This window comes from Janibacter sp. DB-40 (genome assembly GCF_029510815.1).
Lineage (GTDB): Bacteria > Actinomycetota > Actinomycetes > Actinomycetales > Dermatophilaceae > Janibacter.
This window is the reverse complement of the sequence record NZ_CP120360.1, coordinates 1,080,834-1,107,036: the sequence shown is the minus strand read 5'-3', so window position 1 is coordinate 1,107,036 and position 26,203 is coordinate 1,080,834. Positions and strand designations below refer to the sequence as shown.

General features: G+C 72.7%; 25 protein-coding genes and 2 pseudogenes. 6 read left to right on the top strand and 21 right to left on the bottom strand.

All coding sequences use genetic code 11. From position 1 onward, the window contains the following. Position 1 precedes the first annotated feature (1 nt). Both PVE36_RS05300 and cbiB read left to right on the top strand, forming a co-directional pair. Positions 2-568, top strand: coding sequence for a bifunctional adenosylcobinamide kinase/adenosylcobinamide-phosphate guanylyltransferase (locus PVE36_RS05300; RefSeq protein ID WP_346780637.1), 567 nt, complete (start codon positions 2-4; stop codon positions 566-568). Then, a pseudogene (gene cbiB / locus PVE36_RS05295) lies at positions 565-1,541 on the top strand (adenosylcobinamide-phosphate synthase CbiB). Before PVE36_RS05300 ends, cbiB begins: the two are co-directional and overlap by 4 nt. On the opposite strand, the gene PVE36_RS05290 reads toward cbiB, so the two are convergent. Together PVE36_RS05290 and PVE36_RS05285 are read right to left on the bottom strand one after the other, a co-directional pair. After that, entirely contained in the window at positions 1,495-1,806 is a 312-nt protein-coding gene (locus tag PVE36_RS05290) for a precorrin-6A/cobalt-precorrin-6A reductase (RefSeq protein ID WP_277455039.1), read from the bottom strand. The pseudogene cbiB and the gene PVE36_RS05290 sit on opposite strands and share 47 nt — an antisense overlap. A gap of 131 nt (positions 1,807-1,937) precedes the next feature. Next, a pseudogene (locus PVE36_RS05285) lies at positions 1,938-2,237 on the bottom strand (precorrin-6A/cobalt-precorrin-6A reductase); the annotation flags it as partial. A 49-nt stretch (positions 2,238-2,286) separates the two neighbouring features. Here PVE36_RS05285 and PVE36_RS05280 point away from each other — a divergent pair. Further along, on the top strand, positions 2,287-3,000 hold the full coding sequence (locus PVE36_RS05280) for a M50 family metallopeptidase (protein ID WP_277455038.1): 714 nt from the start codon (positions 2,287-2,289) through the stop codon (positions 2,998-3,000). 37 nt (positions 3,001-3,037) lie between these two features. Here the strand turns inward: PVE36_RS05280 and PVE36_RS05275 are convergent, their stop codons facing one another. From PVE36_RS05275 to PVE36_RS05265, 3 genes are read right to left on the bottom strand one after another with little or no spacing between them, the layout of a single operon-like run. Continuing rightward, the gene (locus tag PVE36_RS05275; protein ID WP_277455037.1) at positions 3,038-3,847 is read right to left on the bottom strand and encodes an HAD family hydrolase; all 810 of its coding nucleotides are present in this window, start codon (positions 3,845-3,847) and stop codon (positions 3,038-3,040) included. Continuing rightward, positions 3,844-5,631: a proline--tRNA ligase gene (locus PVE36_RS05270; RefSeq protein ID WP_277455035.1), complete on the bottom strand. Its 1,788-nt coding sequence runs from the start codon at positions 5,629-5,631 to the stop codon at positions 3,844-3,846. Before PVE36_RS05270 ends, PVE36_RS05275 begins: the two co-directional genes overlap by 4 nt. 54 nt (positions 5,632-5,685) lie before the next feature. Beyond that, on the bottom strand, positions 5,686-6,582 hold the full coding sequence (locus tag PVE36_RS05265) for a LysR family transcriptional regulator (protein ID WP_277455032.1): 897 nt from the start codon (positions 6,580-6,582) through the stop codon (positions 5,686-5,688). 72 nt (positions 6,583-6,654) lie between these two features. Between PVE36_RS05265 and PVE36_RS05260 the strand changes: the two genes are divergently transcribed. Next, positions 6,655-7,578, top strand: a complete 924-nt coding sequence (locus PVE36_RS05260; protein ID WP_277455031.1) for an EamA family transporter — start codon at positions 6,655-6,657, stop codon at positions 7,576-7,578. Here PVE36_RS05260 and PVE36_RS05255 read toward each other — a convergent pair. From PVE36_RS05255 to poxB, 4 genes are read right to left on the bottom strand one after another with little or no spacing between them, the layout of a single operon-like run. Continuing rightward, positions 7,575-8,204 (bottom strand): M23 family metallopeptidase, encoded by a 630-nt coding sequence (locus PVE36_RS05255; RefSeq protein ID WP_277455030.1) that lies wholly within the window; start codon positions 8,202-8,204, stop codon positions 7,575-7,577. The genes PVE36_RS05260 and PVE36_RS05255 overlap by 4 nt on opposite strands. Further along, entirely contained in the window at positions 8,201-8,992 is a 792-nt protein-coding gene (locus PVE36_RS05250; RefSeq protein ID WP_277455029.1) for an NAD-dependent deacylase, read from the bottom strand. The genes PVE36_RS05255 and PVE36_RS05250 overlap by 4 nt, the downstream gene beginning before the upstream one ends. Positions 8,993-9,020: 28 nt before the next feature. Next, complete coding sequence (locus PVE36_RS05245; RefSeq protein ID WP_277455028.1) at positions 9,021-9,872, bottom strand: GNAT family N-acetyltransferase; 852 nt, start codon at positions 9,870-9,872, stop codon at positions 9,021-9,023. 3 nt (positions 9,873-9,875) lie between these two features. Beyond that, a complete protein-coding gene (gene poxB, locus PVE36_RS05240) occupies positions 9,876-11,615 on the bottom strand; it encodes a ubiquinone-dependent pyruvate dehydrogenase (protein ID WP_277455027.1) in 1,740 nt (579 codons plus the stop codon). A 159-nt stretch (positions 11,616-11,774) separates the two neighbouring features. On the opposite strand from poxB, the gene PVE36_RS05235 reads away from it, so the two are divergent. Beyond that, positions 11,775-12,743 (top strand): zinc-binding dehydrogenase, encoded by a 969-nt coding sequence (locus PVE36_RS05235; RefSeq protein WP_277455026.1) that lies wholly within the window; start codon positions 11,775-11,777, stop codon positions 12,741-12,743. On the opposite strand, the gene PVE36_RS05230 is transcribed toward PVE36_RS05235, so the two are convergent. From PVE36_RS05230 to PVE36_RS05205, 6 genes are all read right to left on the bottom strand, one after another. Next, positions 12,744-13,589 carry a DUF4081 domain-containing GNAT family N-acetyltransferase gene (locus tag PVE36_RS05230; protein WP_277455025.1) on the bottom strand — a complete coding sequence of 282 codons (846 nt, stop codon included), beginning with the start codon at positions 13,587-13,589 and terminating at the stop codon, positions 12,744-12,746. A gap of 45 nt (positions 13,590-13,634) precedes the next feature. After that, a complete protein-coding gene (ispG, locus tag PVE36_RS05225; protein ID WP_277455023.1) occupies positions 13,635-14,792 on the bottom strand; it encodes a flavodoxin-dependent (E)-4-hydroxy-3-methylbut-2-enyl-diphosphate synthase in 1,158 nt (385 codons plus the stop codon). A 58-nt stretch (positions 14,793-14,850) separates the two neighbouring features. Further along, positions 14,851-16,185 carry a site-2 protease family protein gene (locus PVE36_RS05220; RefSeq protein WP_277455021.1) on the bottom strand — a complete coding sequence of 445 codons (1,335 nt, stop codon included), beginning with the start codon at positions 16,183-16,185 and terminating at the stop codon, positions 14,851-14,853. Positions 16,186-16,339: 154 nt separating this feature from the next. Further along, complete coding sequence (gene dxr, locus PVE36_RS05215; RefSeq protein WP_277455019.1) at positions 16,340-17,527, bottom strand: 1-deoxy-D-xylulose-5-phosphate reductoisomerase; 1,188 nt, start codon at positions 17,525-17,527, stop codon at positions 16,340-16,342. Further along, positions 17,524-18,027, bottom strand: coding sequence for an acyl-CoA thioesterase (locus PVE36_RS05210; protein ID WP_277455018.1), 504 nt, complete (start codon positions 18,025-18,027; stop codon positions 17,524-17,526). Before PVE36_RS05210 ends, dxr begins: the two co-directional genes overlap by 4 nt. 30 nt (positions 18,028-18,057) lie before the next feature. Further along, positions 18,058-19,890 (bottom strand): NAD(P)-binding domain-containing protein, encoded by a 1,833-nt coding sequence (locus PVE36_RS05205; RefSeq protein ID WP_277455016.1) that lies wholly within the window; start codon positions 19,888-19,890, stop codon positions 18,058-18,060. Positions 19,891-20,076: 186 nt separating this feature from the next. Between PVE36_RS05205 and PVE36_RS05200 the strand changes: the two genes are divergently transcribed. Then, complete coding sequence (locus PVE36_RS05200) at positions 20,077-21,306, top strand: GAF domain-containing protein (protein WP_277455013.1); 1,230 nt, start codon at positions 20,077-20,079, stop codon at positions 21,304-21,306. Here the strand turns inward: PVE36_RS05200 and PVE36_RS05195 are convergent. The 6 genes from PVE36_RS05195 to PVE36_RS05175 all read right to left on the bottom strand — a co-directional run bounded on the left by PVE36_RS05195 (position 21,290) and on the right by PVE36_RS05175 (position 26,030). Beyond that, positions 21,290-21,640 (bottom strand): barstar family protein, encoded by a 351-nt coding sequence (locus PVE36_RS05195; protein WP_277455012.1) that lies wholly within the window; start codon positions 21,638-21,640, stop codon positions 21,290-21,292. The genes PVE36_RS05200 and PVE36_RS05195 overlap by 17 nt on opposite strands. After that, entirely contained in the window at positions 21,637-22,092 is a 456-nt protein-coding gene (locus PVE36_RS05190) for a ribonuclease domain-containing protein (RefSeq protein WP_277455011.1), read from the bottom strand. Before PVE36_RS05190 ends, PVE36_RS05195 begins: the two co-directional genes overlap by 4 nt. Before the next feature lies 1 nt (position 22,093). Next, positions 22,094-23,557 (bottom strand): NAD-dependent succinate-semialdehyde dehydrogenase, encoded by a 1,464-nt coding sequence (locus tag PVE36_RS05185; protein ID WP_277455010.1) that lies wholly within the window; start codon positions 23,555-23,557, stop codon positions 22,094-22,096. Between the two features lie 69 nt (positions 23,558-23,626). Continuing rightward, on the bottom strand, positions 23,627-23,815 hold the full coding sequence (locus PVE36_RS16190; RefSeq protein WP_346780619.1) for a CBS domain-containing protein: 189 nt from the start codon (positions 23,813-23,815) through the stop codon (positions 23,627-23,629). Then, on the bottom strand, positions 23,788-24,639 hold the full coding sequence (locus tag PVE36_RS05180; RefSeq protein WP_346780618.1) for a CNNM domain-containing protein: 852 nt from the start codon (positions 24,637-24,639) through the stop codon (positions 23,788-23,790). The genes PVE36_RS16190 and PVE36_RS05180 overlap by 28 nt, the downstream gene beginning before the upstream one ends. Further along, on the bottom strand, positions 24,636-26,030 hold the full coding sequence (locus tag PVE36_RS05175; RefSeq protein WP_277455009.1) for a hemolysin family protein: 1,395 nt from the start codon (positions 26,028-26,030) through the stop codon (positions 24,636-24,638). The genes PVE36_RS05180 and PVE36_RS05175 overlap by 4 nt, the downstream gene beginning before the upstream one ends. Between the last annotated feature and the right edge of the window lie 173 nt (positions 26,031-26,203).

Below are 26,203 nucleotides of genomic sequence, written 5' to 3'. Positions count from 1 at the left end.
CATGCGCGTCCTCGTCACCGGCGGTGTCCGCTCCGGCAAGTCCCGGCATGCGGAGTCGCTGCTGCTGCCCCCGCACCTGCCGCTCCACGCCCCGGTCACCTACCTCGCGACCGGCCCCCGCAGCGACGACGCCGACTGGACCGCACGCGTCGCCCGGCACCGGGACCGGCGACCCGCGTCGTGGTCGACGGTCGAGACGACCGACGCCGCCGCTGCCCTCACCGGTGCCACGGGGCCGGTGCTCCTCGACTGCCTCGGCACGTGGTTGACCGCGCAGCTCGACGAGCTCGGCGCGTGGGAGGCTCCCGAGTCACGGTGGGGACCGCGGCTCGACGACCGCATCGCCACGCTCGACTCCGCCTGGCACGCGTCACCGCACGTCGTCGCCGTGACGAACGAGGTCGGCTGGGGGGTCGTCCCCGAGCACCGCTCCGGGCGGGTCTTCGCCGACCGCCTCGGGCTGCTCAACCAGCGCCTCGCCGCCAGCGCCGACCGGGTGCTCCTCGTCGTCGCCGGGCAGGTGCTCACCGTCAAGGACGTGGACGGCTCCGTGGAGGGCGGGGCGTGACGCTGCCCGCGGCTCCACCCGTCGCGGTGGGTCTCGTCGCGGGGTGGGTCGCCGACCAGCTCCTCGGTGACCCGCGTCGGGGTCATCCGGTGGCCCTCCTCGGCTCCTGGGCCGGCTGGGTCGAGACCCGCACCTACGCGAACTCGCGCGCAGCCGGGGTGGCGACCGAGGCGATCGTGCTGGCGCCGGTGCTCGCCCTCGGGCTCGCCGCCGGTCGGCTCCCCGCGCCGGCGCGGGGCGGCGCCACCGCGGTGTTGACGTGGGCCGCCCTCGGTGGCACGAGCCTGGGGCGGGAGGGCACGGCCGTGCACGACCTGCTCGCCGCCGGCGACCTGCCGGGGGCCCGAGCGCGGGTGCGCCACCTCGTCGGGCGGGTCACCGACGACCTCACCGCGGACGAGGTCGCGCGGGCGGCCGTCGAGTCGGTCGCGGAGAACTCCTCGGACGCCGTCGTGGGCACGCTCGTGTGGGGGCGCTCCTGGGGCCGCTCGGGGTGGTGCTGCACCGCGCCGCCAACACCCTCGATGCGATGCACGGCCACCGCACGCAGCGGTACGCGCGCTTCGGCTGGGCCGCCGCCCGCCTCGACGACGCCCTGGGCTGGCTGCCGGCCAGGGTGACCGTGCTCGCGACGGCCGCGGCGGTCCCCCTTCGCGCGGGAGCGGTGGTCGGCACGGCAATCCGGGACGGGAAGGACCACCCCAGCCCGAACGCCGGCCCGGTCGAGGCGGGATTCGCGGCGGCACTGGGTGTCCGCCTCGGTGGCCGCACGGTCTACGCGAGCGGGGTCGAGGAGCGCCCGGCGCTCGGCCACGGGCGTCCGGTCTCGGTGGCGGACCTCCCCCGCGCGGTGCGGCTGGCCCGTCGCGTCGGTGCCATCACCCTCGGGGCAGCCGTTGTCGTCGCGGTCGTCCCGGTCATCCGGCTCAGGAGCGGGCGAGCACCCAGTCGACGGCCGACGCGGCGTCGCTGACCTGCGCGACACCCTCGGCACGCGGAGGCCGGGCGACGACGACCACCGGGATCCCGAGGGCCCGGGCGGCCTCGAGCTTGGCCGCCGTGAAGCCCCCACCGGAGTCCTTGGTCAGCAGCACCCCGACCCCGTGCTCGCGCAGCAGCGCCTCCTCACCCTCGACGTCGAAGGGCCCGCGCGAGCGCAGCACCGTCCACGCCCGCGGCAGCCGGTCCTCCGGCGGCTCGACGAGCCGCACGACGACCTCCCGGTCGGCCCAGGCCACCAGGTGGTGGTGCAGGGTCTGCCGACCGGTCGTGACGAAGGGGTCCCGCCGAGGGCGTCGGCCGCCTCACGGGCGGCGACGTGGCCCGAGACCCAGGTCCAGTCGGCGGCGTCGGGGTGGTCCGCCCAGCCGGGGCGGGCCAGTCGCAGGAGCGGGATGCCGGTCTGCGAGCAGGCCTGCGCCGCATGGGAGCCCATCGTCCCGGCGAAGGGGTGGGTCGCGTCGACGACGGCGCCCACGTCGTGCTCGGCGATCCAGTCGACCAGCCCCGCCACTCCCCCGAAGCCACCGACGCGCACCGACCCGACCGGCAACCGCGGCGAGGAGACCCGGCCCGCGAGCGAGGAGGTGAGGGGGACTCCCTTCGCCTCGAGACGGGCGGCGAGGTCACGGGCCTCGGCGGTGCCACCGAGGACCAGCACGTGCGTCATGCGCCCAGACTGCCACGGGCACGCAGGCCCACCCCGTACGGTCAGCGGCGTGGACCTGCTCACCGAGATCGTTGACCGTGCCCTGCCCGCTGCGCGCACCCCGCGCCTCGCGGCGCCCGGCCTGGCCACGGTGCTCGTCGTCGCGGCCGTCGCCGTGCTCTGGTGGCCGGCGTGGCGCGTGCTGCGCCTCGTCGTCACGCTCGTGCACGAGCTCGCGCACGCGGTGGTGGGCGTCGCGGTCGGCCGTCGGTTGCGCGGGTTCGTGCTGCGCGCGGACATGTCCGGTCACGCGGTGACCGTCGGCCGTCCCACGGGCCCGGGCGTCATCGCGACGACGTGGGCCGGCTACCCGGCACCGGCGCTCGTCGGGGCGCTCCTCGTGTGGGTCGCGGCGGAGGGCTGGGCCGCCCCCGTCCTGACGGCGCTGCTGGCGGGGCTGGGGGTCGCGCTGCTCTTCGTCCGGTCGGCACTCACCGGTGCGGTCGTCATCGCCGCACTGGCCGGGACGGGTGCGCTGTGGTGGTGGCGGGACGACGTGCTGCAGCAGCACGTGCTCGTGGGGGTCGGCATGGTGCTCCTCGTCGGGGCATGGCGCCACCTCGCGACGGTGCTCGGCCGGGTCGACGCCACGAGTGACGTCGGTGTCCTCGCCCGGCTCACGTGGCTCCCGGCAGCCGTGTGGCAGGCCAGCCTCGTCCTCGTGCTGGGGCTGGCGACCTGGCTGGTCGTCGACGAGGTGCTCGCGGTGCTCGGCAGCGGGTGACCCCGACGGCGCACGCGCCGGCAGCAGGTCGGCCGGGTCAGTCGCCCTCGGCGAGCCACGGGTCGAGGACGTCGAGCACGTCGACGAGGGACTCGGCCACGCCATCCGGGGTCGCGTCGACGGTGACCTGCTCGTCGGTCGGGATGTCCTTGTGCGGCACCCAGATCGCCCGCATGCCCACCTCCTGCGAGCCGAGGACGTCCTCGAAGAGCCGGTCGCCGACGAAGACCGCGTTGACCGGCTCGACCCCGAGGGCCGCGCAGGCCGCCTCGAAGGCCTCGGCGTGCGGCTTCATCACGTGCAGCTCCGAGGAGTAGACGTCGCCGTCGATGAGGTCGAGTACCCCGTCGCGGGCGAAGATCTCCCGGTGGAACTCGCTGCTCCAGATGGTGTTGGACAGCACGCCGACCTTGAGGCCGCGGGCGTGCAGTCCCTCCAGGAGCGGTCGCACCTGCGGGTCGGTGCGGGTGTGCGGCTCCCAGAACCGCCGGTAGGCCGCGAGCGCGACGTGGTGGCGGTCCTCCCGGGGGTCGACGCCGGCCTCGGCGAGGATGTCGTCGAGGCGGGCGCTGCGGTGGTCCTCCCGCACCCGCTGCCAGGCCGCCTGCTCCACGGCGTGCAGCCGCTCGCCGAGCTCCTGCGCCCGGTCGAGGTCCTCCTGGGGCACCTCGTCGGAGTCGATGGGGATGCCGTGGACCTCGCGGGCGAAGACGCGCCACTGCTGGCCCAGGTCGATGGTGTGCCAGGGCGTGAGGGTGCCGCCCCAGTCGAAGATCACCGCGTGCACCGGGCCCGCAGCCGGCCGCTCGTGGACGGCCAGCGGGTGGCGCACCTCGTCGATGCTCATGACGTGCCCCTGACCTCGGCGAGGACGGCCTCGACGGCCCGGTCGACCGGGACCTCACGCCGCTCGCCGGTGCGGCGGTCCTTGATCTCGACGAGGCCCTCGGCCAGGCCCTTGCCGACGACGAGGATCGTGGGGACGCCGATGAGCTCGGCGTCCTTGAACTTCACACCCGGGCTGACCTTGCCGGCGCGGTCGTCGTAGAGGACGTCGACGCCCTTCGTCTCCAGCTGCGCGGCGAGGTCGGCAGCGCCCGCGAAGATCTCCTCGCCCTTGCCGGCGGCGACGATGTGCACGTCGAAGGGGGCGACCTGGCGCGGCCAGACGAGGCCGAGCTCGTCGTGGTTGCCCTCGGCGATGACGCCGACGGCCCGGGTGACGCCGACCCCGTAGGAGCCCATGGTGACGGTGACGAGCTTGCCGTTCTCGTCGAGGACCTTCAGACCCAGCGCCTCGGCGTACTTGGTGCCGAGCTGGAAGATGTGGCCCATCTCGACGCCGCGGGCGAGGGTGAGCGTGCCGGTGCCGCTCGGGCTGGGGTCGCCCTCGCGGATCTCGGCGGCCTGGATGCGCCCGTCGGCGGTGAAGTCGCGTCCGTGCACGAGGTCGAGGACGTGCTTGCCGTGCTCGTCGGCGCCGGTGACCCAGGCGCTGCCGTCGGCGATCGAGGGGTCCAGGAGGTAGCGAATCCCCGACGCGCGCTCGGTCCCGAGCACCCCCGGCCCGATGTAGCCCTTGACCAGGGTCGGGTGGGAGGCGAAGTCCGTCTCCTCGAAGCCCTCGACCTGCGCCGGGGCCACCTGCGCCTCGAGCCGCTTGGCGTCCACGTCACGGTCGCCCGGGACACCGATGGCCAGCGGCTCACGGCGTCCCTGCGGGTGCTCCTCGTCGGCGGGGTGGACGAGCATCACGAGGACGTTCTTCAGCGTGTCCGCAGCGGTCCACGGGCGCCCGTCGGCGCGCGGGTGGTCGGCCTGCAGGGCCGCGACGAGCGTCTCGATGGTCGGGGTGTCGGGGGTGTCCTCCACGTGCGCCGGGCCGGCCGTCACCTCGACGGGAGCGGCGACCGGGATCTCGACGGCCTCGACGTTGGCCGCGTAGCCGGAGGCGTCGCGGACGAAGGTGTCCTCGCCGTTCGGGCTGACCGCGAGGAACTCCTCGCTCGCGCTGCCGCCCATCGCCCCCGAGTCGGCCTGCACGATGACGTACTCGAAGCCGAAGCGGTCGAAGATCTTGATGTAGGCGTCGCGGTGCGCGTCGTAGGCCTTCTGCAGGCCCGCCTGGTCGACGTCGAAGGAGTAGGAGTCCTTCATGATGAACTCGCGTCCGCGCAGCACACCGGCGCGCGGCCGTGCCTCGTCGCGGTACTTGTTCTGCATCTGGAAGATCGTCAGCGGCAGGTCCTTGTACGAGGTGTACATGTCCTTGACCGCGAGGCAGAACATCTCCTCGTGGGTGGGCCCGAGCAGCATCTGCGCGTCCTTGCGGTCGACGATGCGGAAGAGGTTGTCGCCGTACTCGGTCCACCGGTTGGTCGCCTCGTAGGGCTCCTTGGGCAGCAGGGCGGGGAAGGCCAGCTCCTGGCCGCCGATCGCCTCCATCTCCTCGCGCACGATCGCCTCGACCTTGCGCAGCACCCGCAGCCCCAGCGGCAGCCAGGTGTAGATGCCGGGCGCGGCTCGGCGCACGTACCCGGCGCGCACCAGCAGCTTGTGCCCCGGCAGCTCCGCGTCCGCCGGATCCTCCCGGAGGGTGCGGAGGAAGAGGGAGGACATGCGGGTGACCACGGGAGCGGCTCCTGGAGGTGACGGGGTCGGTACCGACCAAGGATATCGTCCGGGTCAGACGGCGACCGCGGTGCCGACCTCGGCGAGCGTGCGGGTGACGAGCCGCACCGCGGCCCGCTCCGCCCGGTCCGGCCGGGAGAGGGCGACGACCCAGCGGGCGGAGGGCACGTCGAGCAGGGGACGAAGGGCGAGTCCGCCCCCTTCGTCCGTGGTGTACCGCGGCAGCAGGGCGATGCCCTCCCCCGCCGCCACCAGTGCGGCGATGAGCTGGTTGTCGCGCATGCGCAGGCGCGGGCTGATCGCCACGTCGCAGGCCGCGGAGATGCGCTCGAGCACGGTGTCGAAGGGGTAGTGCTCGGGCACGCCGATCCACGGCTCGCCGGCGACGTCCCGGGCCCGCAGCCCCTCCCGGGCCGCGAGCGGGTGATCGACGGGGAGGGCGACGTCGAGCGGTTCGCGGGCGAGCACCGTGCGGTGCAGCCCCGCCGAGCCGGCCGGCACGTCGCTGACGAGGGAGTGCGCGACGACGATGTCGGCGTCCGCGGCGGCGGCCGCGTAGTCCGGCTCGGCGAGGTCCCGGTCCGTGACGTCGAGGGTGACCCCGGAGCCGGCGAGCGCCGCGAAGGTCCCCGGCAGCAGGAAGGTCAGGGCACTCGGCAGGCCGGCGACGCGCACCCGGCCGACGGGGTGACCGCGGTGCTCCTCCAGGCGGGCCTGCACGCGCGCGATCGCCGCCGCCACGTCGTCCGCTCCGTCGGCGAGCAGCTCCCCCGCCTCGGTGAGCCGGAGCCGGCGTCCGTCCTGCTCGACGAGCGCGGTCCCGGCCGCCCGCTGCGCGGTGCGCAGCTGCTGGGACAGGGCCGAGGGAGTGCGGTGGGTGGCCGCGGCGACGGCCGCCAGGCTCCCCCGCTCACGCAGGTCCCTCAGCAGCTCCAGGTGCCGGATGTCCATGCAGGGACCCTAACCCGATGATGCACGAGTATTCGCTTGTCCTGCATGGTCGAGGGGCGCAGGATCGAGGTCATGCCCATCCGCCACCGGCTGCTCGCCGCGACCGTCGCCGTCATCTGGGGCGCGAACTTCCTCGCCATCCACGCCTCCCTCGAGGTCTTCCCGCCCCTGCTGTGCGCGGCGCTGCGCTTCACCCTCCTGGCGATCCCGACGATCGTCCTCGTGCCGCGTCCGCAGGTCCCGACCCGGTGGCTCCTCGGGTACGGGGCGGGGTTCGGCGTCCTGCAGTTCGCCTTCCTCTACCTCGCGATGGCCAGCGGCATGCCGACGGGCCTCGCCTCCCTCGTCCTGCAGAGCTCGGCGCCCTTCACCGTCGTGCTCGGCGCGGCCCTCCTGGGTGAGCACCTCACCCTGCGCGCGGGCTCCGGTGTGCTCGTCGCCGCAGCCGGCATGGCGGTGGTCGGCAGCCAGCGCATGGACGGCGCGGCGGGGATCCTCCCCTTCGTCCTGACCCTGCTGGCGGGGCTGGGGTGGGCCTTCGGCAACCTCTCCTCACGCCTCGCCGCGGCCCCGCGACCGCTGCACCTGACGATGTGGATGACCGTGGTGCCGCCCGTCCCGCTCCTCGCGCTGTCCCTGGCCACCGAAGGACCGGCCCGCATCGGCGAGGCCCTCACCGCCTCGCTCTCGAGCGACGCCCTGCTGGCGTGGGGAGGTCTGGCCTACACGACGATCATCGCGACCGTCGTCGGCTCCGGGATCTGGACCTGGCTGATGGCCCGGCACCCGGCCGGGTCGGTCGCGCCCTTCTCGCTGCTCGTCCCGGTCACCGGCATCGGGTTGGCCTGGCTGGTCCTCGCGGAGGTCCCGCAGCCGCTCGAGCTGCTCGGTGGTGCGCTCGTCATCGGCGGCGTGCTGCTGGCCTCCAGCCGGTCCCGGCGCCGTGTCCCGGTCGAGCCGGAGCCGGTCCCCGTGCCCGTGGCCGGCACGCGCTAGTCACCCCGCACGACCTCGCGCTCCCGCGGTACCCGCACGCCGTCGGCCAGGCGGAAGGCGAGCGGCACCCCCTTCGCGCGGTCCCAGTCGCTGCGGTCGCTGACCTGGAGGTGCACGTGCGGCTCGGTGGAGTTGCCGGAGTTGCCGCACTCCCCCACGACGTCGCCGGTGGCCACCTGCCGGCCCGGCTCCACCCGCAGGGAGCCGCATCGCAGGTGGGCCAGGAGGACGACCCGGCCGCCGGTGATCTCGATGACGACGTGGTTCCCGGCGAGGGCGTGGTGGCCGGACCGCGCCCGGGAGGCCTGGGTGAGCGCGTACGGCACGAGGGCGAAGGGCGAGCGTCGCCCCTCGTGGTCCGGCTCGCCGTCGTGGGTGGCGACCACGGTGCCGGCCACGGGTGCGAGGACCTCGGCGCCGAAACCGAGGAAGCCCTCGGGCGGCTCGGTGGCCAGCACGCTGCGCCACGACGACGGGGCGCTGCGGCCGCGCTCGTCGACCGCGACGAAGTCGATCGCGTGACTCGACCCGTAGGCCTCGGTGCCGTGGCTGGGTACCCGCCGCGCGGGGCTCATCTCCGCGCGCCAGCGCCCACGGAAGGGCAGATCGAGGACGACGGGATTCACCGGTCCGCGTCGCGGACGGCGGCGACGAGTGCGGGCAGCACCTCGGCCGCGGTCCCGCGCACGACGTGGTGGCACATGTCGGAGATGTCGGTCTCGAGCGGGTTGATCTCGATGACCGTGGCCCCCTCGGCGCGGGCCATCGCCGGGTAGCCGGCCGCCGGGAAGACGATCCCGGACGTGCCGACGACGAGGGCGACGTCACCGGGCTCCAGCGCGTCGATCGCGGACTCGGTCGCCGCGACGTCCGCCTCGGGGAGCATCTCGCCGAACCACACGACGCCGGGGCGCACGTGTCCCCCGCACGCGGGACACTCCGGCGGGGTGAGGCGCTCCTGCGGCTCGCTCGGGAGGTCGACCTCCTGCGCGTACGGGACGCCGCAGTCCGCGCACCGCAGCGCGAAGAGGGACCCGTGGACGTGCGCGGCGACGTCCGAGCCGGCCCGCTCGTGCAGGTCGTCGACGTTCTGCGTCGAGATCGCCACCTCCCGCAGCCGCCCGAGCTCGGCGAGGGCCCGGTGGCCGGCATTGGGGTCGACCCCCCGCACCAGGTGCATCCGCCACGCGTACCAACCCCAGACGAAGGGGGGATCCTCCTGCCACGCCTCGGCGGTCGCCAGCTGCGCGGGGTCGAACTCCTCCCACAGCCCGGTCTGGGCGTCGCGGAAGGTCGGCACCCCCGACTCGGCGCTCATCCCGGCGCCCGAGAGGACGAGCACGCGGCGGGCGCCGCGCACGGCGGCGACCACCTCCTCGGGCAGGGCGTCTGCGGTCGTCTCCGGCGTCGTCATCGGTCTCCTCCTGCGGGGTGCGGGGTGGTCATCGCTGGTCGTACAGGGCCCGGGTGCCGTGACTGCGGAACCCGAGGCGCTCGTAGAGCGAGCGTGCCGGGTTCCGGCAGTCGACGGCCAGCCAGGCCTCGGTATGGCCCTGCTTCTCGATCGCCGTCAGGGTACGGGCCACGAGATGGGCACCCAGCCGCCGACCGCGCCAGGCCGGCACCACACCGACCTCCTCGATCCAACCCTCGCTGACGGTGACGAAGCCGGCCACGTGGCCCGAGCGGTCCATCGCCACGCGTGAGTCCTCGGGCACGAAGCCGCGTTGCTCACGCAACCACCGGCCCCAGGCCCGGGCACTCCCTTCGTCGTAACCCGGTTGATCGCCGAAGGCCTCCTGGTAGGCGCGGCGGAAGGCCTCGGACGTGTCGTCGGTGAAGGGCAGCGTGACGATGTCGTCGGGCACCTTGACCACGGGGACGTGCCGCAGCGAGTGGCGCATGATCGTCTCCGCGAAGACGCGGTGCAGCCCGATGTCGACGAGCAGGCTCTCGGACTCGGGGCTGACCGAGTCCATGACGAAGCGCACCGGCCCACCGGCGTGGCGGGCGACCCATTCGGCGAGCTCGTGGCCCACGCCCTGCCCCATCACCGCGGGGTCGACGAGCCCCGTCGCGGTGCGCCCGCCGGCGGAGTCGCGGCCGATCGCGGCGGCGGCCAAGACGTCGCCGAGCTCGTCGCGCCCGCAGATCGCCTGACCGGTGACGAAGGAGGTGCGCATGTGCTCCGGGTCGGCCAGGTCGGGCAGACCGCCGTCCCGCTCCAGGCAGGCCCGCCCGAGACGCACCAGTGCCCCGACGTCCGCGTCGGTCGTCGCCGACCACTCCAGCATCGTCTAGAAGATCTGTCGCAGGTTGGACCGGGACAGGTCGATCAGCTCGTCACCGCGACCGGACATCACCGTCCGCAGGGCGTAGAGCGTGAAGCCCTTGACCTGCTCCGCGGAGATCGCCGGCGGGATCGTCAGCTCCTGGCGGTCGGTGACGACGTCGACGAGGGCCGGCCCGTCGTGGGCGAAGGCCTCGCGCACCGCGGGCTCGAGCTCCCCCGACTCCTCCACCCGCCAGCCACGGATGCCCATGGCCTCGGCCACCTTCGCGAAGTCCGGGTTGTCCAGCCCGGTGCCGAAGTCCGGCAGGCCGGCGGCCTTCATCTCCAGCTCGACGAAGTTCAGCGACGAGTTGTTCAGGACGACGATCTTGATCGGCAGGTCCAGCTGGCGCACGGTGAGCAGCTCGCCCATGAGCATCGTCAGGCCCCCGTCGCCGCTGAGCGTGATGACCTGGCGCTCCGGGAAGGCGGTCTGGGCGCCGATCGCGTGCGGCACGGCGTTGGCCATCGAGCCGTGGATGAAGGAGCCGATGACGCGGCGGTCCCCGTGGCACTGCACGTACCGGGCGGCGTAGACGACGGGCGAGCCGACGTCGGGGACGATGATGGCGTCGTCGTCGGCGACCTCGTTGACCACCCGCGCGAGGTACTGCGGATGGATGGCCTCGTTCCTGCGCAGCAGGCCCTTCTTCGTCGGCACGGCGAGGTCGTCGAGCTTCTCGCGGGTGCGGCCGTAGTGCGTGACCGCGTCGTCGAGGTGCGCACGGCGGGTGTTGCGGCGCAGCAGCGGGAGCAGCTCTCGGACCGTCTCACCGACGTCGCCCACGAGGCCGAGGTCGAGGGGCGCCCGCTTCCCGAGCTGTTCCCCGCGCAGGTCGACCTGGATGAGCCTCGTGCCCTCCGGGTAGAACTGCCGGTACGGGAAGTCCGTGCCCAGCATGAGGATGGTGTCGGCCTCCTCCATGGCCCGGTAGCCCGAGGCGAAGCCCAGCAGGCCGGTCAGCCCGACGTCGAAGGGGTTGTCCCCCTCGATGTGCTGCTTGCTGCGCAGGGTGTGCACGATCGGTGCGGCGAGGGTGTCGGCGAGCTCGAGGACCTCCTCCTTCGCGTCCTGGGCGCCCACACCGACGAGCATCGTCGTGCGGCGGGATGAGTTGAGCAGCTGCGCCGCCCGCTCCAGCTGGTCCGCCTGCGGGACGACCCTGGCGTGCGCCCGCTCGATGATGGTGACCCGCTCGTCGACCGCCTCCGCCTGGGCGACGTCGCCGGGCACGACGAGCACCGCCACACCACGCTGCTGTATCGCCGCCCGCATCGCCGTCTCCAGCATCCGCGGCATCTGCTGGGGGTCGGAGACCATCTCGCAGTACAGGCTGCATTCCTGGAAGAGGTTCTGCGGGTGGGTCTCCTGGAAGTACCCGCTGCCGATCTCCGAACTGGGGATCTGCGCGGCGATGGCCAGCACCGGGACCCGGTTGCGGTGGGCGTCGAAGAGCCCGTTGATCAGGTGCAGGTTGCCCGGGCCGCAGCTGCCGAGCACGACCGCCAGCTCACCCGTCAGCTCGGCGTCCGCCGCGGCGGCGAAGGCCGCGGCCTCCTCGTGGCGCACCAGGGTCCACTCGATCGACCCGTCCCGGCGCATGGCCTCGGTGAAGCCGTTGAGGGAGTCGCCGGGGATCCCGTAGGCCCGGGTCACCCCGTTGGCCCGCAGTGCGGCGACGGCGTTGTCCGCGATGGTCGGCATGCTCGCTCCTTGCGATCGACGTGGCTCCGCTCACGCTAGCCGCTCGCACAGGGGCTCACGGTCGCAGAGCGACCTGCGCCCCCGTGGACCCCCGTGGATCTCCTGAGTCCGCGCTGGCAGAGTGGCCGGAGAGAGCCCCCCGATCGAGAGGACGCGTCCATGCGTGCCGTGTACGCCGAGAGCATCAACCCCGACGACCCGCTGTCCGGACTGGTGGTGGGTGAGCGTCCCGAGCCGGAGGTCCCGGACGGCTGGGTGCGCGTCACGGTGCAGGCAGCCGCGCTCAACCACCACGACCTGTGGTCGCTCAAGGGCGTCGGGCTCGGCGAGGACAAGCTGCCGATGATCCTCGGGTGCGACGCCGCCGGACTGGACGAGGACGGCCGCGAGGTCGTCGTCCACTCGGTGATCTCCTCACCCGGGTTCACCGGCGACGAGACGAACGACCCGCGCCGCTCGCTGCTGTCCGAGAAGCACCAGGGCACCTTCGCCGACACCGTGGTCGTCCCGGCCCGCAACGTCCTCGCCAAGCCCGCCGGCCTGTCGATGGCCGAGGCCGCGTGCCTGCCGACGGCGTGGCTGACCGCCTACCGGATGCTCTTCGTCCGTGGCGGCGTGCGCCCCGGTGAGACCGTGCTGGTCCAGGGCGTCGGCGGTGGGGTGGCCACCGCGCTGATCACCCTGGCCCGCGCCGCCGGCGTGCGGGTGCTGGCCACCTCGCGCAGCGAGGACAAGAAGGCCCGGGCGCTCGAGCTGGGCGCCCACGCGGTCTTCGACTCGAACGAGCGGCTGCCGGAGAAGGTCGACGCCGTCATGGAGACCGTCGGCCGCGCCACGTGGGACCACTCGATCCGCTCCCTCCGCCCCGGCGGCCGCATCGTCATCTGCGGGCACACCTCCGGGGCCCGGCCCGACGACGCGCACCTGACCCGGATCTTCTTCCTCCAGCTGAGCGTCATCGGCTCGACGATGGGGTCCCGGGACGAGCTGGGTGACCTCATGCGGCTGCTCGACTCCTCGGGCGCGCGGCCGCTCATCGACCGCACGCTGCCGCTGGAGCAGGCCCGCGACGGTTTTGCGGCGATGGAGTCGGGCGACCTCGTGGGCAAGGTCGTCTTCACCCTCTGATCAGAAGAGGATCGTCGCGAAGGTGCCCACCCGCTGCATGCCGATGCGGTCGTAGGTCGCCAGGGCGGCCACGTTGTAGTCGTTGACGTACAGCGTGACGAAGGGGGCGTGGTCGGCCATGGTCTGCTCCACCACCGAGGCCATGAAGCCGGCTGCCAGGCCCTGCCCGCGCAGCTCCGGGGAGAGCCAGACGCCCTGGATCTGGCACGCGTCGAGGGCGACCGAGCCGATGTCGGCCTTGAAGATCACCCGTCCGTCCTCGATGACGACGTAGGTGCGTCCCTGGCGGATCAGGCGCCAGATCGAGTCACGGTAGAAGGCCGGGCTGCCGCTGTAGGGGCGGTAGCCGATCTCGTGGGTGAACATGTGCTCGGCGGCCGGCAGGACGAGGTCGACCTCCTCGAGCTGCGCCGGCCGCACTCGTGCGTCGACCGGGAAGCCCAGCTGTGACGGCTTGGTGCGGGTGGCCATGAGCGGCTGCTCCGAGCGCATGGCCCGCGGCCGGGGGAAGGCCGACCGCGTCTCGTTCCACAGGCCGAGGACCTCCTCGCGGGGCCCGAGGAAGGAGGCGCTGCGTCGCCGCATGCGCTTGACCTGGCCCGCCAGGGGGCCCCAGCTGTCCGGTCCGGTGTTGACGGGGACGACGTTGGCGTAGGACCAGACGAAGGCCTCGAGCCGCCCGTCGGCGAAGTAGCCGTGCGCTGCGGTGGATCCGGGGCCGAGCCCCCCGTCGAGGATCCGGCTGGCGACGAAGACGTTCGCCGCGGGATCGCGCGCACACAGGTCCAGGGCGTCATCGACGTCGTCGACGCCGAGGAGCCGGATCGGTTGGCGGGTGCGCAGCACTCCCCCACCCTAGTGAGCCCACCTGCATGTCGGGGGCGAAGGGGGTCAGCCCACCGTGACGGTGGCGCCGGCGTCCTCGCCCTCGGCGTCCTCGCCCATCTCCTCGGCGATGCGCATGGCCTCCTCGATGAGGGTCTCGACGATCTGCGCCTCGGGGACGGTCTTGATGACCTCGCCCTTGACGAAGATCTGGCCCTTGCCGTTGCCGGAGGCGACACCGAGGTCGGCCTCGCGGGCCTCCCCCGGGCCGTTGACGACGCAGCCCATGACGGCGACGCGCAGCGGGACGGTCATGCCCTCGAGACCGGCGGTGACCTTGTCGGCCAGCTCGTAGACGTCGACCTGCGCCCGGCCGCAGCTGGGGCAGGAGACGATCTCGAGCTTGCGCGGGCGCAGGCCCAGGCTCTGCAGGATCTGCTGGCCGACCTTGATCTCCTCCACGGGTGGCGCGGAGAGGGAGACGCGGATCGTGTCGCCGATGCCCCTCGAGAGCAGCGCGCCGAAGGCGGTGGCGGACTTGATCGTGCCCTGGAAGGCCGGCCCCGCCTCGGTGACACCGAGGTGCAGCGGCCAGTCGCCGACCTCGGCGAGCAGCTCGTAGGCCCGCACCATCGTCACCGGGTCGTTGTGCTTGACCGAGATCTTGAAGTCGTGGAAGTCGTGCTCCTCGAACAGGCCGGCCTCCCACACGGCCGACTCGACGAGCGCCTCCGGGGTGGCCTTGCCGTACTTCTCCAGCAGACGCCGGTCGAGGCTGCCGGCGTTGACGCCGATGCGGATCGAGGTGCCGTGGTCCTTGGCCGCCTGGGCGATCTGCTTGACCTGGTCGTCGAACTTGCGGATGTTGCCCGGGTTGACGCGCACGGCGGCGCAGCCGGCCTCGATGGCCGCGTAGACGTACTTCGGCTGGAAGTGGATGTCGGCGATGACCGGGATCTGCGACTTGGCCGCGATCGCCGGCAGCGCGTCCGCGTCGTCCTGGGTCGGGCAGGCCACCCGGACGATGTCGCAGCCGGCCGCAGTGAGCTCGGCGATCTGCTGCAGCGTGGCGTTGACGTCCGCGGTGTTCGTCGTCGTCATCGACTGCACCGACACCGGGCTCTCGCTGCCCACGCCCACGGCGCCGACCTTGATCTGTCGGGTCGGGCGGCGCGGCGCGAGCACGGGCGCGGGGGCCTTCGGCATTCCGAGGGAGACACTCATGCCCCCATTATGCGTCCCGGTGTCTGAACGCCCGCTGGGTACCTCCAGCTGCCCCGCGTCAGGTCAGACGGATCGGCTTGACGACGTCCGCGTAGACGAGCAGCACGGTCATGCCGATGAAGGCGAGCGCGACCCCGTAGGCCAGCGGCAGCGCCTTGGCGACGTCGACGGGCCCGGGGTCGGGACGGCCACGCACGCGGGCCCAGCCCTTCTTCAGCGCCTCCCACAGCGCCCCGGCGACGTGCCCCCCGTCGAGGGGCAGGAGCGGGATGGTGTTGAAGGCGAAGAGGACGAGGTTGAGCGAGGCGAGCAGGGAGACCAGCAGCACCGCCTTGTCCCTGGTGTCGCCGAAGTCGTCCGAGCTGGCGACCTCACCGGCGATCCGGCCGACGCCGACGACCGACATCGGGCCGTTCGGATCCCGGTCGGCGCTGCCGAAGGCGGCCTCCGCGACGCCGACGAGCTTCTCGGGGATCTTCACCAGCAGCCCGTAGGTCTGCTCGACCTGGTCCCAGAAGAGGCCCGGGACCGCCGTGACCGGCTGCTCCTGCATCTCCCGGCTGCCGCTCGCGCCGAGGAAGCCGGCCCGCTCGGTGACGACCTCACCGTCGTCGTCGTGCTGGAGCTGGCCGTTCTCGTCGTAGACGGGCAGGTCGAGCACGATCGGGTCGGCCTCGAGGGTCATCGGGTCGCCGTCCCGAGTGACGGCGAGGGTCAACGGCGCGCCCAGGTTGTCACGGATGGCGTGGCGCACGTCGTCCCACGTCGACACCGAGGTGCCGTTGACCGCGGTGATCGTGTCGCCGGGCTTCAGCCCGGCCTCGTTGGCCGGCGCCACAGGCATGTCGGGGGTGCACTCGGTGCGTGCCTGCTGACCGGCGCTGGTGATGTCGACGCACTCGTTCACCGAGGAGATCTTCGGCGTCGCCACCGCCACGCCGTGGAGCGTGAAGATCCCCGTGAAGAGGACGAGTGCGATGAGCAGGTTGACCGTCGGGCCGCCCATCATCACCACGACCCGCTTCCACACGGGCAGCTGGTAGAACATGCGCCCGTCGTCGCCGGGCCTGATCTCCTCGAGGCTCTGCTTGCGGGCCTCGTCGGCGAGCTGGCTGAAGCGCCCCGTGCTCGAGGCCCGGGTCATCGTCGGGTCCTGGCCCTTGGCCGGCGGGAACATGCCGATCATCCGGATGTAGCCACCGAGGGGGACGGCCTTGACGCCGTACTCGGTCTCACCGCGGGTGCGTGACCACATCGTCGGCCCGAAGCCGACCATGTACTGCGGCACGCGCACGCCGAACTTCTTGGCCGGCACGAGGTGGCCGACCTCGTGCAGCGCGATGGACAGGGCGATCCCGATGAACGCGAGAACGACCCCGAGGACATAGAGCATGTCCCAATCGTCTCACGCACGTCGACCCCCGACCACGCCCGCGACCACGGCCCCACCCGCACGAGCCCAGACGGTTGCGGCCGACACTCGCAGGAGCCCAGGCAGATGCGGCCGGACACTCGCAGGAGCCCAGGCAGATGCGGGAACCACGAGGTCAGCCTGCGAGGACCGCGGCAGCCTCGGCGCGGGCCCACTCGTCCGCGGCCAGGACGCCCTCGACGGTGTGCGCGTCGAAGTTCGCGTCGTCGTGCCTGGAGACGACCTCGCTGATGGTCCCGACGATGTCCAGGAAGCCGCAGGCGCCGTCGTGGAAGGCGTCGACCGCGACCTCGTTGGCCGCGTTGTACACGGCCGGGTGGGTGCCGCCCGCCTCGCCGACCTGCTGGGCCAGCCGTACCGCGGGGAAGGCCTCGTGGTTCAGCGGCTCGAAGCGCCAGTCGGCGGCCTGCGTCCAGTCGACGGGGGTCTCCACGTCGGCGAGCCGGTCGGGCCAGGACAGCCCCAGCGCGATCGGCGCGAGCATCGTCGGCAGACCGAGCTGGGCCACCACGGCCCCGTCGTGGAACTCGACCATCGAGTGGATGATCTGCTGCGGGTGCACCACGGCCTCGATGCGGTCCATCGGCACGTCGAAGAGCAGGTGCGCCTCGATCAGCTCCAGGCCCTTGTTGACCAGCGTCGCGCTGTTGGTCGTGATGACCCGTCCCATGGCGAAGTTCGGGTGCACGAGGGCGGCCTCCGGTGTGACCTCGCGCAGCTCAGCACGCGACATGCCGCGGAAGGGGCCGCCGCTGGCGGTGACGACCAGCTTGCGCACCTCCTCCCGGCGGCCGGAGCGCAGCGCCTGGGCGATCGCCGAGTGCTCGGAGTCGACGGGCACGATCTGACCGGGGGCGGCGGCCTCCCGCACGATCGGGCCGCCGATGATCAGCGACTCCTTGTTGGCCAGGGCCAGGCGCGCGCCGCTGCCCAGCGCCGCCAGGGTCGGCCGCAGGCCGATGGCGCCGGTGATGCCGTTGAGGACGACGTCGCTCGGGCGCCCGGCGACCTCGGTGGCCGCGTCCGGGCCGACGAGGACCTCGGGCACGTAGTCGGTGGTGCCTGCCTCCCGGGCGGCAGCGGCGATCGCCCCGGTCAGCTCCTCGACCGTGCCGGTCGCGGCGGCGACGAGTGGCGGGGTGTAGTGGGCTGCCTGCTGGGCCAGGAGCCGGTGGTTGGACCCACCGGAGATCGCGGCGACGGTGAAGCGCTCGGGGTGCGCGGAGACGACCTGCAGGCCCTGGGTGCCGATGGAGCCGGTCGAGCCCAGGAGGGTGACCCGGGTGCGGGCGTTGCTGCTCACGCGCCGGCTCCCGTCGCGTCCTCACGGCTGGACCTGATCGCCTCGCGGCGGGCCAGGCGGCTCTCCCGGCGGATCTGCGCCTCGCGGAAGCGACGGACCTCCTCCTCCCCGGAGGTGACCAGCTCGCCGATCTCGCGGACACCCCCTTCGTCGTCGACCGCCACGAAGACGAGGTAGGCGCTCGCGACGTGGACGCGCTCGGTCACCGCGTCCCAGCGGTCGACCTCGGCGCGCACGCCGACCTCCATCGAGGTGCGGCCGGCCCAGTTGACCTGTGCGCTGACGTGGAGGACGTCACCGACCCGGACGGGGTTGTGGAAGGCCATCTCGTCCATCGCGGCGGTGACCGCGGGCCCCTGCGCGAAGCGGTTGGCCGCGACGCCGGCCGTGTCGTCGACCATCTTCATGATGTTGCCGCCGTGGACCGTGCCGAGGAGGTTGGCCTCGGCATTGGTCATGATGCGCGAGAGCGTGATGCGGGTGTCGGTGGATGTCGTCACGGGGCCATCATCGCAAGGTGCGGCGTCCTGTCACCCCAGGTGGTGCACCTCCTGGAGCCCGTAGACCGGGGTGTCGATCCCCACGTGGCGCGCCTTGAGCTGGAGGGCCAGGTAGAGCGAGTAGTGCCGGGACTGGTGCAGGTTGCCCCCGTGCATCCAGAGGTGTGGGACCTGGGTGGGCTTCCACATGTTGCGCTGCTCGCCCTCCCAGGGGCCGGGGTCCTTGGGCGTGTCGGAGCCCAGGCCCCAACACTTGCCGAGCCGGTCCGCGGTCTCCTGATCGATGAGGTCGGCGACCCAGCCGTTCATGGACCGGTAGCCGGTCGCGAAGACGACGAGGTCGGCGGGCAGCTCCCGTCCGTCCTGGAGGACGACGGAGTCCTCGGTCAGGTGGTCGAACTGACCCCGCACGAGGGCGACCTCGCCGTCGGCGACCAGCTCGGCCGAGCCCACGTCGATGTAGTAGCCCGAGCCCCTCCGCAGGTACTTCATGAACAGCCCGGAGCCGTCGGCGCCCCAGTCGTGCCAGAAGCCGGCGGCCTCCAGCCGCTCGTAGAAGCCCTGGTCGACCTCGGCCATCTTCTCGTAGGCCGGGATCTGGAACTCGTGCATGATCCGGTACGGGAGAGAGGCGAAGGTGAGGTCGGCCTTCTCCGTCGTGACCCCCGATGCGAGCGCCCGCTCCGAGTAGAGGTCACCGAGCCCGTACTCCATGAGGCTGGCGCTCTTGACGATGTGGGTCGAGGAGCGTTGAACCATCGTCACGTCTGCGTCGTGCTCCCACAGCGCCCCGCAGATGTCGAAGGCGCTGTTGTTGCTGCCAATGACGACGACCTTCTTGCCGCGGTAGGCGTCCGGACCGGGGTGGGCCGAGGAGTGGTGGAACTCCCCCTTGAAGACATCCGCGCCGGGCACCTCCGGCATGTTCGGCTTGCCCGACATCCCGGTCGCGAAGACGAGTTCGCTCGGGTGCAGCGTCATGGGCCGCCCGTCCCGGACGAGCTCGACGTCCCAGCGCTGGTCCGGCTCGGACCAGCGGGCCGAGGTGACCCGTGTGCTCGACCAGTACGGGATCTCCATGACCTTCACGTAGGACTCGAGCCAGTCCCCGATCTTGTCCTTGGGCGCGAAGACCGGCCAGTTGTCGGGGAACTTCAGGTAGGGCAGGTGGTCGTACCAGACCGGGTCGTGCAGGCACAGCGACTTGTAGCGCCCACGCCACTGGTCGCCGGGACGTTCGTGGGCGTCGACGACCAGCGCCGGCACGTCCATCTGGCGCAGCCGTGCGCCGACGGCGATCCCGCCCTGACCGCCCCCGATGACGAGCACGTGTGGCTGCGTCGTCTCACCGAGGGTGGCGGCCTCCTGCTCGAGGCGCTCCTTCCAGGTGGTCCGCTCCTTCGACGCACCATGGGCGGCACCCATGGGCCGGCGGTCCCGCCTCGGCTCCTCGTGCCCCTTCAGCTCGGTCATCGCCGTGAGGAGGGTCCACGCCCGGTCCCGGCCGTCCTCCTCACGCAGGCGCAGCAGCCCCTCGCCGCGGGCGACCGCTGTCTCGAAGGTGATCCAGGCCGTGACCACGCCCCCGTCCTCGGTGGCGGGCTCGCTCGTGGTGAAGTCCGACGGTGCCGTCCTCGTCGCGGTCTCCGCGACGAGGTCACGCACGCCGGCACGCCCCTCGACGGTGACGAGGTTCCAGGTGAAGGACACCAGGTCACGCCAGTAGCTGTCGGTGCAGAAGAGGTCGGCGACCGCGGCTGGGTCGCCGGCGGTCAGCGCGGTCTCGAAGTCGGCCAGCCAAGCCTCGGCGCGGGAGGGTGCCGCCGTCTGCTCGTCCTCGGTCCGGTCCAGTGTGTCGGTCATCCGGGTCTCTCCTTCGTGGCCTGCGGGTCCTCGTTGACCCGCAGGGCCCAGTCCAGCGCGGCCGGGTGCCCGCGGGAAGAGTTGCACGGGGTTGCACGCACCTCCGGGCACCACCTCCCCTTCCGCCCGCCACCGGCCTATGCTGGGCGCACGCGTCACGAAGTGGTGAGGCAAGGAGGCACGACGATGGCTGCCCGGATCACGGGTGCGGTCGCCCCGGGGGCCGACCTCGACCGGCACGCCCACGCCCTCCTGGCCGTGCACGACGCGGTCATGTCCGGTGACACGCCACCCTCGGCCCCGCGGCCCCTCGTCTCCCGGTCCTGGAGCAGGGTGCTGGAGGCCGGACTGGATCCGTCCCGACCGGCCGACCGCGCCCCGCTCCCCAGGGAGCAGATCGAGCACCGGCGGACGACGTCACCCCTCACCCACATCGTGCGCGAGGTGCTCACCGCGCTCACGGCGGTGGCCGACGCCTCCCACTTCATCGTCGTCGTCACCGACGCGGACGGCGTCATCCTGTGGCGGCGGGGCTCCTCGGGCGTGCTGCGGGGTGCCGACCGGCTCGGCTTCCGGTGCGGAGCGCGGTGGACCGAGGCGGTCGTGGGAACCAACGCGATCGGGACCGCACTCGCCGAGCGTGCCCCGGTCCAGCTCTTCGCCGCGGAGCACTTCGAGGAGGGCCAGCACCCGTGGTACTGCACCGCGATGCCGATTCACGACCCCCGGACGGGCGCCCTGCTCGGCGTCATCGACGTCAGCGGTCCCGCCCTGACCATGCACCCGGCGGTGACGGCCCTCGTCGAGACGACGACCGCGCTCGCCGAGATGCGGCTCCGAGAGCACCACGCGGAGTCGCTCCGACGGTTGCGCCGGTCGGCCGAGCACCTCGTCGCGACGTCATCGGCCCCGATGCTCGTCGTCGACGACGACGGCTGGGTGGCCCATGGCTCCGGTGTGCCCGTGCGCGACCGGATCCCGGTCCCGCAGGAGGGCCGGCTGATCGCCGTCCCCGGGCTGGGGCTGTGCCTGCCGGAGCGGCTGCCGGAGGGATGGTTGGTGCGGCCACCCGCCGCCGCCGCGACCGGGCTCGAAGCCCGGCTGCGCACCGTCGCCGGCAGCGACGTGCTCGACCTCGTGGCCGCCGGCGACGACCGCGGCTGGTCCACGACGCTGACGCCACGGCACGCCCAGATCCTGCGGGTGCTGGCCGGGGTCGGAGCGAGCGGGTGCAGTGCCGCGCACCTGAGTCGTGCGCTCTTCGAGGACAAGGAGCACCAGGTGACCGTCCGTGCGGAGGTCAGCCGGTTGCGGCGGGTCGTCGGCGGGTTGGTGACGACCGGCCCCTACCGGATCGCCGACGACGTGCACCTCGTCCTCGACCCGTTGGCGGGCCCCCTCAGCGGTCGGCGATGACGACGCTGAGGTGGGGGTACTCCCGCTCCAGCGAGGCGAGCACGTCGAGGACGCCCTCGTCGGTCCCGGCGTCGAGCCCCCCGGCGCCGGGCACGGCACGCCCCGGGCGCCACACGAGCGTCCACGGCGCGTCGTGCCGGTCGGCGACGTCCCGGAGGGAGTCCATCAGCGCGTCGAGGTTGCGCCCGAAGTGCTCCGGCAGCGCGAGGGCCTCGACGAAGTGGTCGTAGATCGCGGTGCGGTCGGCGCCCCCGTCGACGACGTGGACGTGGTCGGTGCCGGCGGCGGCCCGGGCGAGCAGCCCGTCCACCCCCGCCGCCTCGATGTGGATCACTGGCCCTCCTCGATCTGCGCGAAGCTCGCGTAGTGGTCGTCGGTGTAGTAGCAGTCCATGGCCTCGCCACAGACGATGCGTCTGGCGCCGCGGTGGTCCACACCGGGGGTCGGCACCGTGTACTCGTCGTAGTAGCCGCTCTGCTGCTGCGGCAGGATGCCCTCGCGGTTGTGGAAGGTGATCCCGTCCCGCTCGTACGGGAAGGGGCCGCCGTCGTGGATCAGCCCCAGGGTCTCCTGCCCCTGCGGCGGCAGCTGCGACTCCGGGATCGTCCCGAGCCCCGAGTCGGGCGTCGAGGAGTCCCGGGGCGCCGAGGTGCTCGACCGGTCCGCGGGCGACCCGGGGACCTTCAGCTCGCGGGGGTCGCCGCCGTTGAGCATGATCCAGCTCGCCGCGACCACCACGAGCACGGCCCCGGCGAGTCGGATCCGCAGGCGCCATCGTCTGCTCATGTCACAACGCCAGTCCGACGTACTTGGTCTCGAGGTACTCCTCGATCCCCTCGAAGCCGCCCTCACGGCCGAAGCCGGAGTGCTTCACCCCGCCGAAGGGGGCCGCCGGGTTGGACACGACGCCCTGGTTGACGCCGACCATGCCGAACTCGAGCGCCTCGGCGACCCGTATCGTGCGCGCGGTCTGCTCGGTGAAGACATAGGCGACGAGGCCGTACTCGGTGGAGTTGGCCAGGCGGACGGCCTCCTCCTCGGTGCGGAAGGTCGTGATCGGGGCGACCGGGCCGAAGATCTCCTCGCTGAGCAACCGAGCGCTCGCCGGCACGTCGGTGAGCACCGTGGGCGGGTAGAACCAGCCCTTGCCGCTCGGGACCTCACCGCCGGTGAGGACGCTCGCGCCGCCCTCGACGGCGTCCGCGACGAGGTCAACGACCTTGGCGCGGGCCTCCTCGGTGATGAGGGGGCCGACGTCGACCCCCTTCGTCGTGCCCTTGCCGACGGTCAGGTCGCCCATCCGCTCGGCCAGCCGGGAGGCGAACTCCTGCGCCACCGACTCGTGGACGAGGAAGCGGTTGGCCGCGGTGCAGGCCTCACCGATGTTGCGCATCTTGGCCAGCATCGCGCCGTCCACGGCGCGGTCGAGGTCGGCGTCGTCGAAGACGAGGAAGGGGGCATTGCCCCCCAGCTCCATCGACGTGCGCAGCAGCTGCTCGGAGGACTGCCGCACCAGCGTCTGGCCCACCGGCGTGGAGCCGGTGAAGGTCAGCTTGCGCAGGCGCGGGTCGCGGATGATCGGCTCGCTGACCTCGCCGGAGCGGCTCGTGGTGATGACGTCGAGCACGCCGGGCGGCAGGCCGGCCTCCTCGAGCACCCTCGCCAGCGCGAGCGTCGTCAGCGGCGTCTCGGCAGCGGGCTTGATGACGACGGTGCACCCGGCGGCGAGCGCGGGCCCGATCTTGCGGGTCCCCATCGCCAGCGGGAAGTTCCACGGGGTGATGGCGAAGACGGGGCCGACCGGCTGCTGCATCGTCAGCAGGCGCGTCCCGCCGGACGGCGCCGCCGCGTAGCGGCCGTGGATGCGCACCGCCTCCTCGGCGAACCAGCGGAAGAACTCCGCGCCGTAGGTGACCTCGCCACGGGACTCGGCCAGGGCCTTGCCCATCTCGAGGGTCATGAGCATCGCGAAGGTGTCCGCCCGCTCGGTGAGCAGGTCGAAGGCCCGCCGCAGGATCTCGGAGCGCTCGCGCGGATCGGTGGCGGCCCAGTCGGCCTGGGCGGCGACGGCCGCATCGAGGGCGGCCCGCCCGTCGGCGACCGTGGCGTCGGCCACCTCGGCCAGGACCTTCCCGGTCGCCGGGTCGTGGACGGCGAAGGTGGCACCCTGCTCCGCCGGCCGCCACCGCCCGCCGACGAGCAGGTCGGTGGGGGCGAACTCGAGTGCTGACTTCTGCGTCACGGGTGCCATGGGCCCTTACGGTAGAGGGCCCTGAGGGGCTGGTCACCCCCGCGCGCGTCGCGCGCCCTCCGGGCGCTGTCAGTCGGTGCGGTCCTCCTCGCCCGGCAGCACCCGGCGCAGGATGTCGGCGATGCTCACGACCCCGACGAACCGCCCGTCCCGCACCACCACCGACAGCTGCTCGCTGGCCGAGCGCATCCGGTGGAGTGCCTCGTGGGCCGGCGTCCGCGCGTCGAAGGTCATCGCCTCGCGGGTGAGGTCCGCCACGGGACGGTCCCCCGGCTCGCGCAGCGTGTCGCGCACGTGGACCTGGCGAGGAGGGACCGCCCGGTCACCGACGAGGATGCGCATGTGACCCGACTCCGCAGCGGCGCGCTGGACGTCCGCGACGGTGGCCCCGGGGGGACCGCGGTGGGAGAGTTCGTCGGCACGAGGTCGGCGACCACGATCCGCTCGAGGTCGAGCACCTGCGAGATCTGGGTCCGGAAGCCGGCCTCGAGCGCGCCCACGGACGCGGAGTGGTCGACGAGCTGGCGGATGGTGTCGACGTCCTGCCCCCCGACGGCGGCGCGGTCCGCGGGCGTGACCCCGCTGGCTGAGACGAGCCGGTTGGCCATGTCGTTGATCCACACCAGCAGCGGGCGGAAGAGCCACGCGAGGCCACGGGCAGGGGGGCTGACCATCTTGGCCGCCAGCTCGGGATGGGCGATGGCCCACGACTTCGGCGCCATCTCCCCGACGACGAGGTGGAGGAAGGTGACGACCAGCAGGGCCAGGGCGAAGGACGTGCTCCCGGCCAGCCACCCGGGGACCCCGACCCCGGTGAGGAGCGGTCCCAGCCAGTCGTCGACCGCCGGCTTGGTCACCGCACCGAGGGCGAAGGTGCACGCGGTGATCCCGAGCTGGGCAACTGCGAGCATGATCGTCAGCTCGTGGATGCCGCGCAGCGCGGCCCTCGCGGAGCGGCTCGTCGCCGCCTCTGCCTCGAGGGTGTGCCGTCGGGCGCCCATGAGGGCGAACTCGATGACGACGAAGAAGCCGCTGAGGACCAGCAGCGCGACCGTGACGAGGACGACCGTGCCCGGGTTCATCGCTCCTCCTCCGTGGCGGGCTCCGGGGACGGGTCCGACCCGTCCGGGACGTCCTCGACGAGGTGCACCCGCAGGTCGCTCGGCACGTGTCGGGAGACGTCGAGCACCTCGAGTGCGAGCGCACGGTGCGCGGGGTGCTCCGAGGCGAGGTCGCCGGGGTCGTCGGGCAACGGGACCCGGACGCTCTCCCCGACCTCGACGAGGGTGCCCTCGTGGGCGATGAGCAGGCCGGCCAGCGTCTCGTAGTCCCCCTCCGGCAGGTCGTGCCCCAGGAGGCGGGCCACCTCGTCGAGATGCACGTCGCCGGCCATCCGCCAGACACCATCGGCCTCGGTGACCACGTTCGAGGCGGGTTCCTCGTCGTGCTCGTCGGTGATCTCCCCGACGAGCTCCTCGGCGAGGTCCTCGATCGTGAGGACCCCTGCGAAGCCGCCGTACTCGTCGACGACGCAGGCGAGCTGGTTGCGGCTGGCCACGAGCTGGCTGAGCGCCTCCGGGAGCGGCATCAGGGACGGGACGACCAGCGGCTCACCCATGAGCTCCGCGGCGGTCTCGGCACTCCCGTCACGGAGGACGTCGCCGAGCGCGACGACGCCCACGGGGTCGCCCTCCCCGTCGACGACGGGGTACCGGGTGTGCGCCTCGGACATCAGGTCCCGCAGCTGCGCCACCGTGGTGTCCGTGGTCACGACGTCCACCCGAGCACGCGGGATCATCGCGTGCTCGACGTCCTGGTCGGGGAAGTCCAGCACCCGGTCGATGAGCAGGGACAGCTCCGGGGGCAGGTCGCCCGTCTCCCGGGACTCCGCCACCGCGCGCTTGAGCTCCTCTGCGGTGACGCTGGTGTCGAGGTCGTGCACGGGCTCGATGCGCAGCAGGCGCAGCAGCGCGTTCGCGGCGTGGTCGAAGAAGGTGATGAGCCAGCCGAAGACGTTGAGGTAGATCACCGTGGAGCGGGCCAGTCGGCGGGCCAGGGGCTCGGGGGCGGCGATGGCGAGGTTCTTCGGGTAGAGCTCGCCGAAGATCATCTGCACGACGGTGGCCAGGACGAGCACGAGCGTGGTGCCGATGCCGATGCTCACGGCCGCCGGCACACCCGCCACCCCGAGCAGCGCGCCGAGGGCCTCGCCGACCATGGGCTCGGCGAGCTCACCGACGAGCAGGCCCGAGACGGTGATGCCCAGCTGCGCCCCGGAGAGCATGAAGGAGGTACGGCGGGTGACCTTGAGGGCGCGTTCCGCCGCTGCGTCACCGGCCTTCGCCTGGGCGGCCAGACGGGTCCGGTCCACGGACATGAAGGCGAACTCCTGGGCCACGAAGTAGCCGTTCGCGGCGATGACCGCCAGCAGGACGACGATGCCGAGGAGCAGGGTGATGATCGTGGTGATCATGTCGGGGGGCTCGCGGACGAGTCCATGGTGGGGCTTCACGCTCCGGTTCGAGGTCGGGGGGCCACAGTCTATGGCGGCCGCGGCAGGACGGACGACGCCCTGCGCGCACCATCGCCACCGAAGGAAGATCGGTCTCCTGTAGCCATGAACTGGCGAAACTCATCCTGTTTTGA

What these genes read in the sequence shown, in the direction of transcription:
- PVE36_RS05300 (WP_346780637.1), top strand. Translation starts at nt 2, where the DNA reads ATGCGCGTCCTCGTCACCGGCGGTGTCCGCTCCGGCAAGTCCCGGCAT.
- PVE36_RS05275 (WP_277455037.1), bottom strand. Translation starts at nt 3,847, where the DNA reads ATGAGCATCGACGAGGTGCGCCACCCGCTGGCCGTCCACGAGCGGCCG.
- PVE36_RS05265 (WP_277455032.1), bottom strand. Translation starts at nt 6,582, where the DNA reads ATGGACATCCGGCACCTGGAGCTGCTGAGGGACCTGCGTGAGCGGGGG.
- PVE36_RS05260 (WP_277455031.1), top strand. Translation starts at nt 6,655, where the DNA reads ATGCCCATCCGCCACCGGCTGCTCGCCGCGACCGTCGCCGTCATCTGG.
- PVE36_RS05250 (WP_277455029.1), bottom strand. Translation starts at nt 8,992, where the DNA reads ATGACGACGCCGGAGACGACCGCAGACGCCCTGCCCGAGGAGGTGGTC.
- PVE36_RS05245 (WP_277455028.1), bottom strand. Translation starts at nt 9,872, where the DNA reads ATGCTGGAGTGGTCGGCGACGACCGACGCGGACGTCGGGGCACTGGTG.
- poxB (WP_277455027.1), bottom strand. Translation starts at nt 11,615, where the DNA reads ATGCCGACCATCGCGGACAACGCCGTCGCCGCACTGCGGGCCAACGGG.
- PVE36_RS05235 (WP_277455026.1), top strand. Translation starts at nt 11,775, where the DNA reads ATGCGTGCCGTGTACGCCGAGAGCATCAACCCCGACGACCCGCTGTCC.
- ispG (WP_277455023.1), bottom strand. Translation starts at nt 14,792, where the DNA reads ATGAGTGTCTCCCTCGGAATGCCGAAGGCCCCCGCGCCCGTGCTCGCG.
- PVE36_RS05220 (WP_277455021.1), bottom strand. Translation starts at nt 16,185, where the DNA reads ATGCTCTATGTCCTCGGGGTCGTTCTCGCGTTCATCGGGATCGCCCTG.
- PVE36_RS05205 (WP_277455016.1), bottom strand. Translation starts at nt 19,890, where the DNA reads ATGACCGACACACTGGACCGGACCGAGGACGAGCAGACGGCGGCACCC.
- PVE36_RS05200 (WP_277455013.1), top strand. Translation starts at nt 20,077, where the DNA reads ATGGCTGCCCGGATCACGGGTGCGGTCGCCCCGGGGGCCGACCTCGAC.
- PVE36_RS05190 (WP_277455011.1), bottom strand. Translation starts at nt 22,092, where the DNA reads ATGAGCAGACGATGGCGCCTGCGGATCCGACTCGCCGGGGCCGTGCTC.
- PVE36_RS05185 (WP_277455010.1), bottom strand. Translation starts at nt 23,557, where the DNA reads ATGGCACCCGTGACGCAGAAGTCAGCACTCGAGTTCGCCCCCACCGAC.
- PVE36_RS05180 (WP_346780618.1), bottom strand. Translation starts at nt 24,639, where the DNA reads ATGAACCCGGGCACGGTCGTCCTCGTCACGGTCGCGCTGCTGGTCCTC.
- PVE36_RS05175 (WP_277455009.1), bottom strand. Translation starts at nt 26,030, where the DNA reads ATGATCACCACGATCATCACCCTGCTCCTCGGCATCGTCGTCCTGCTG.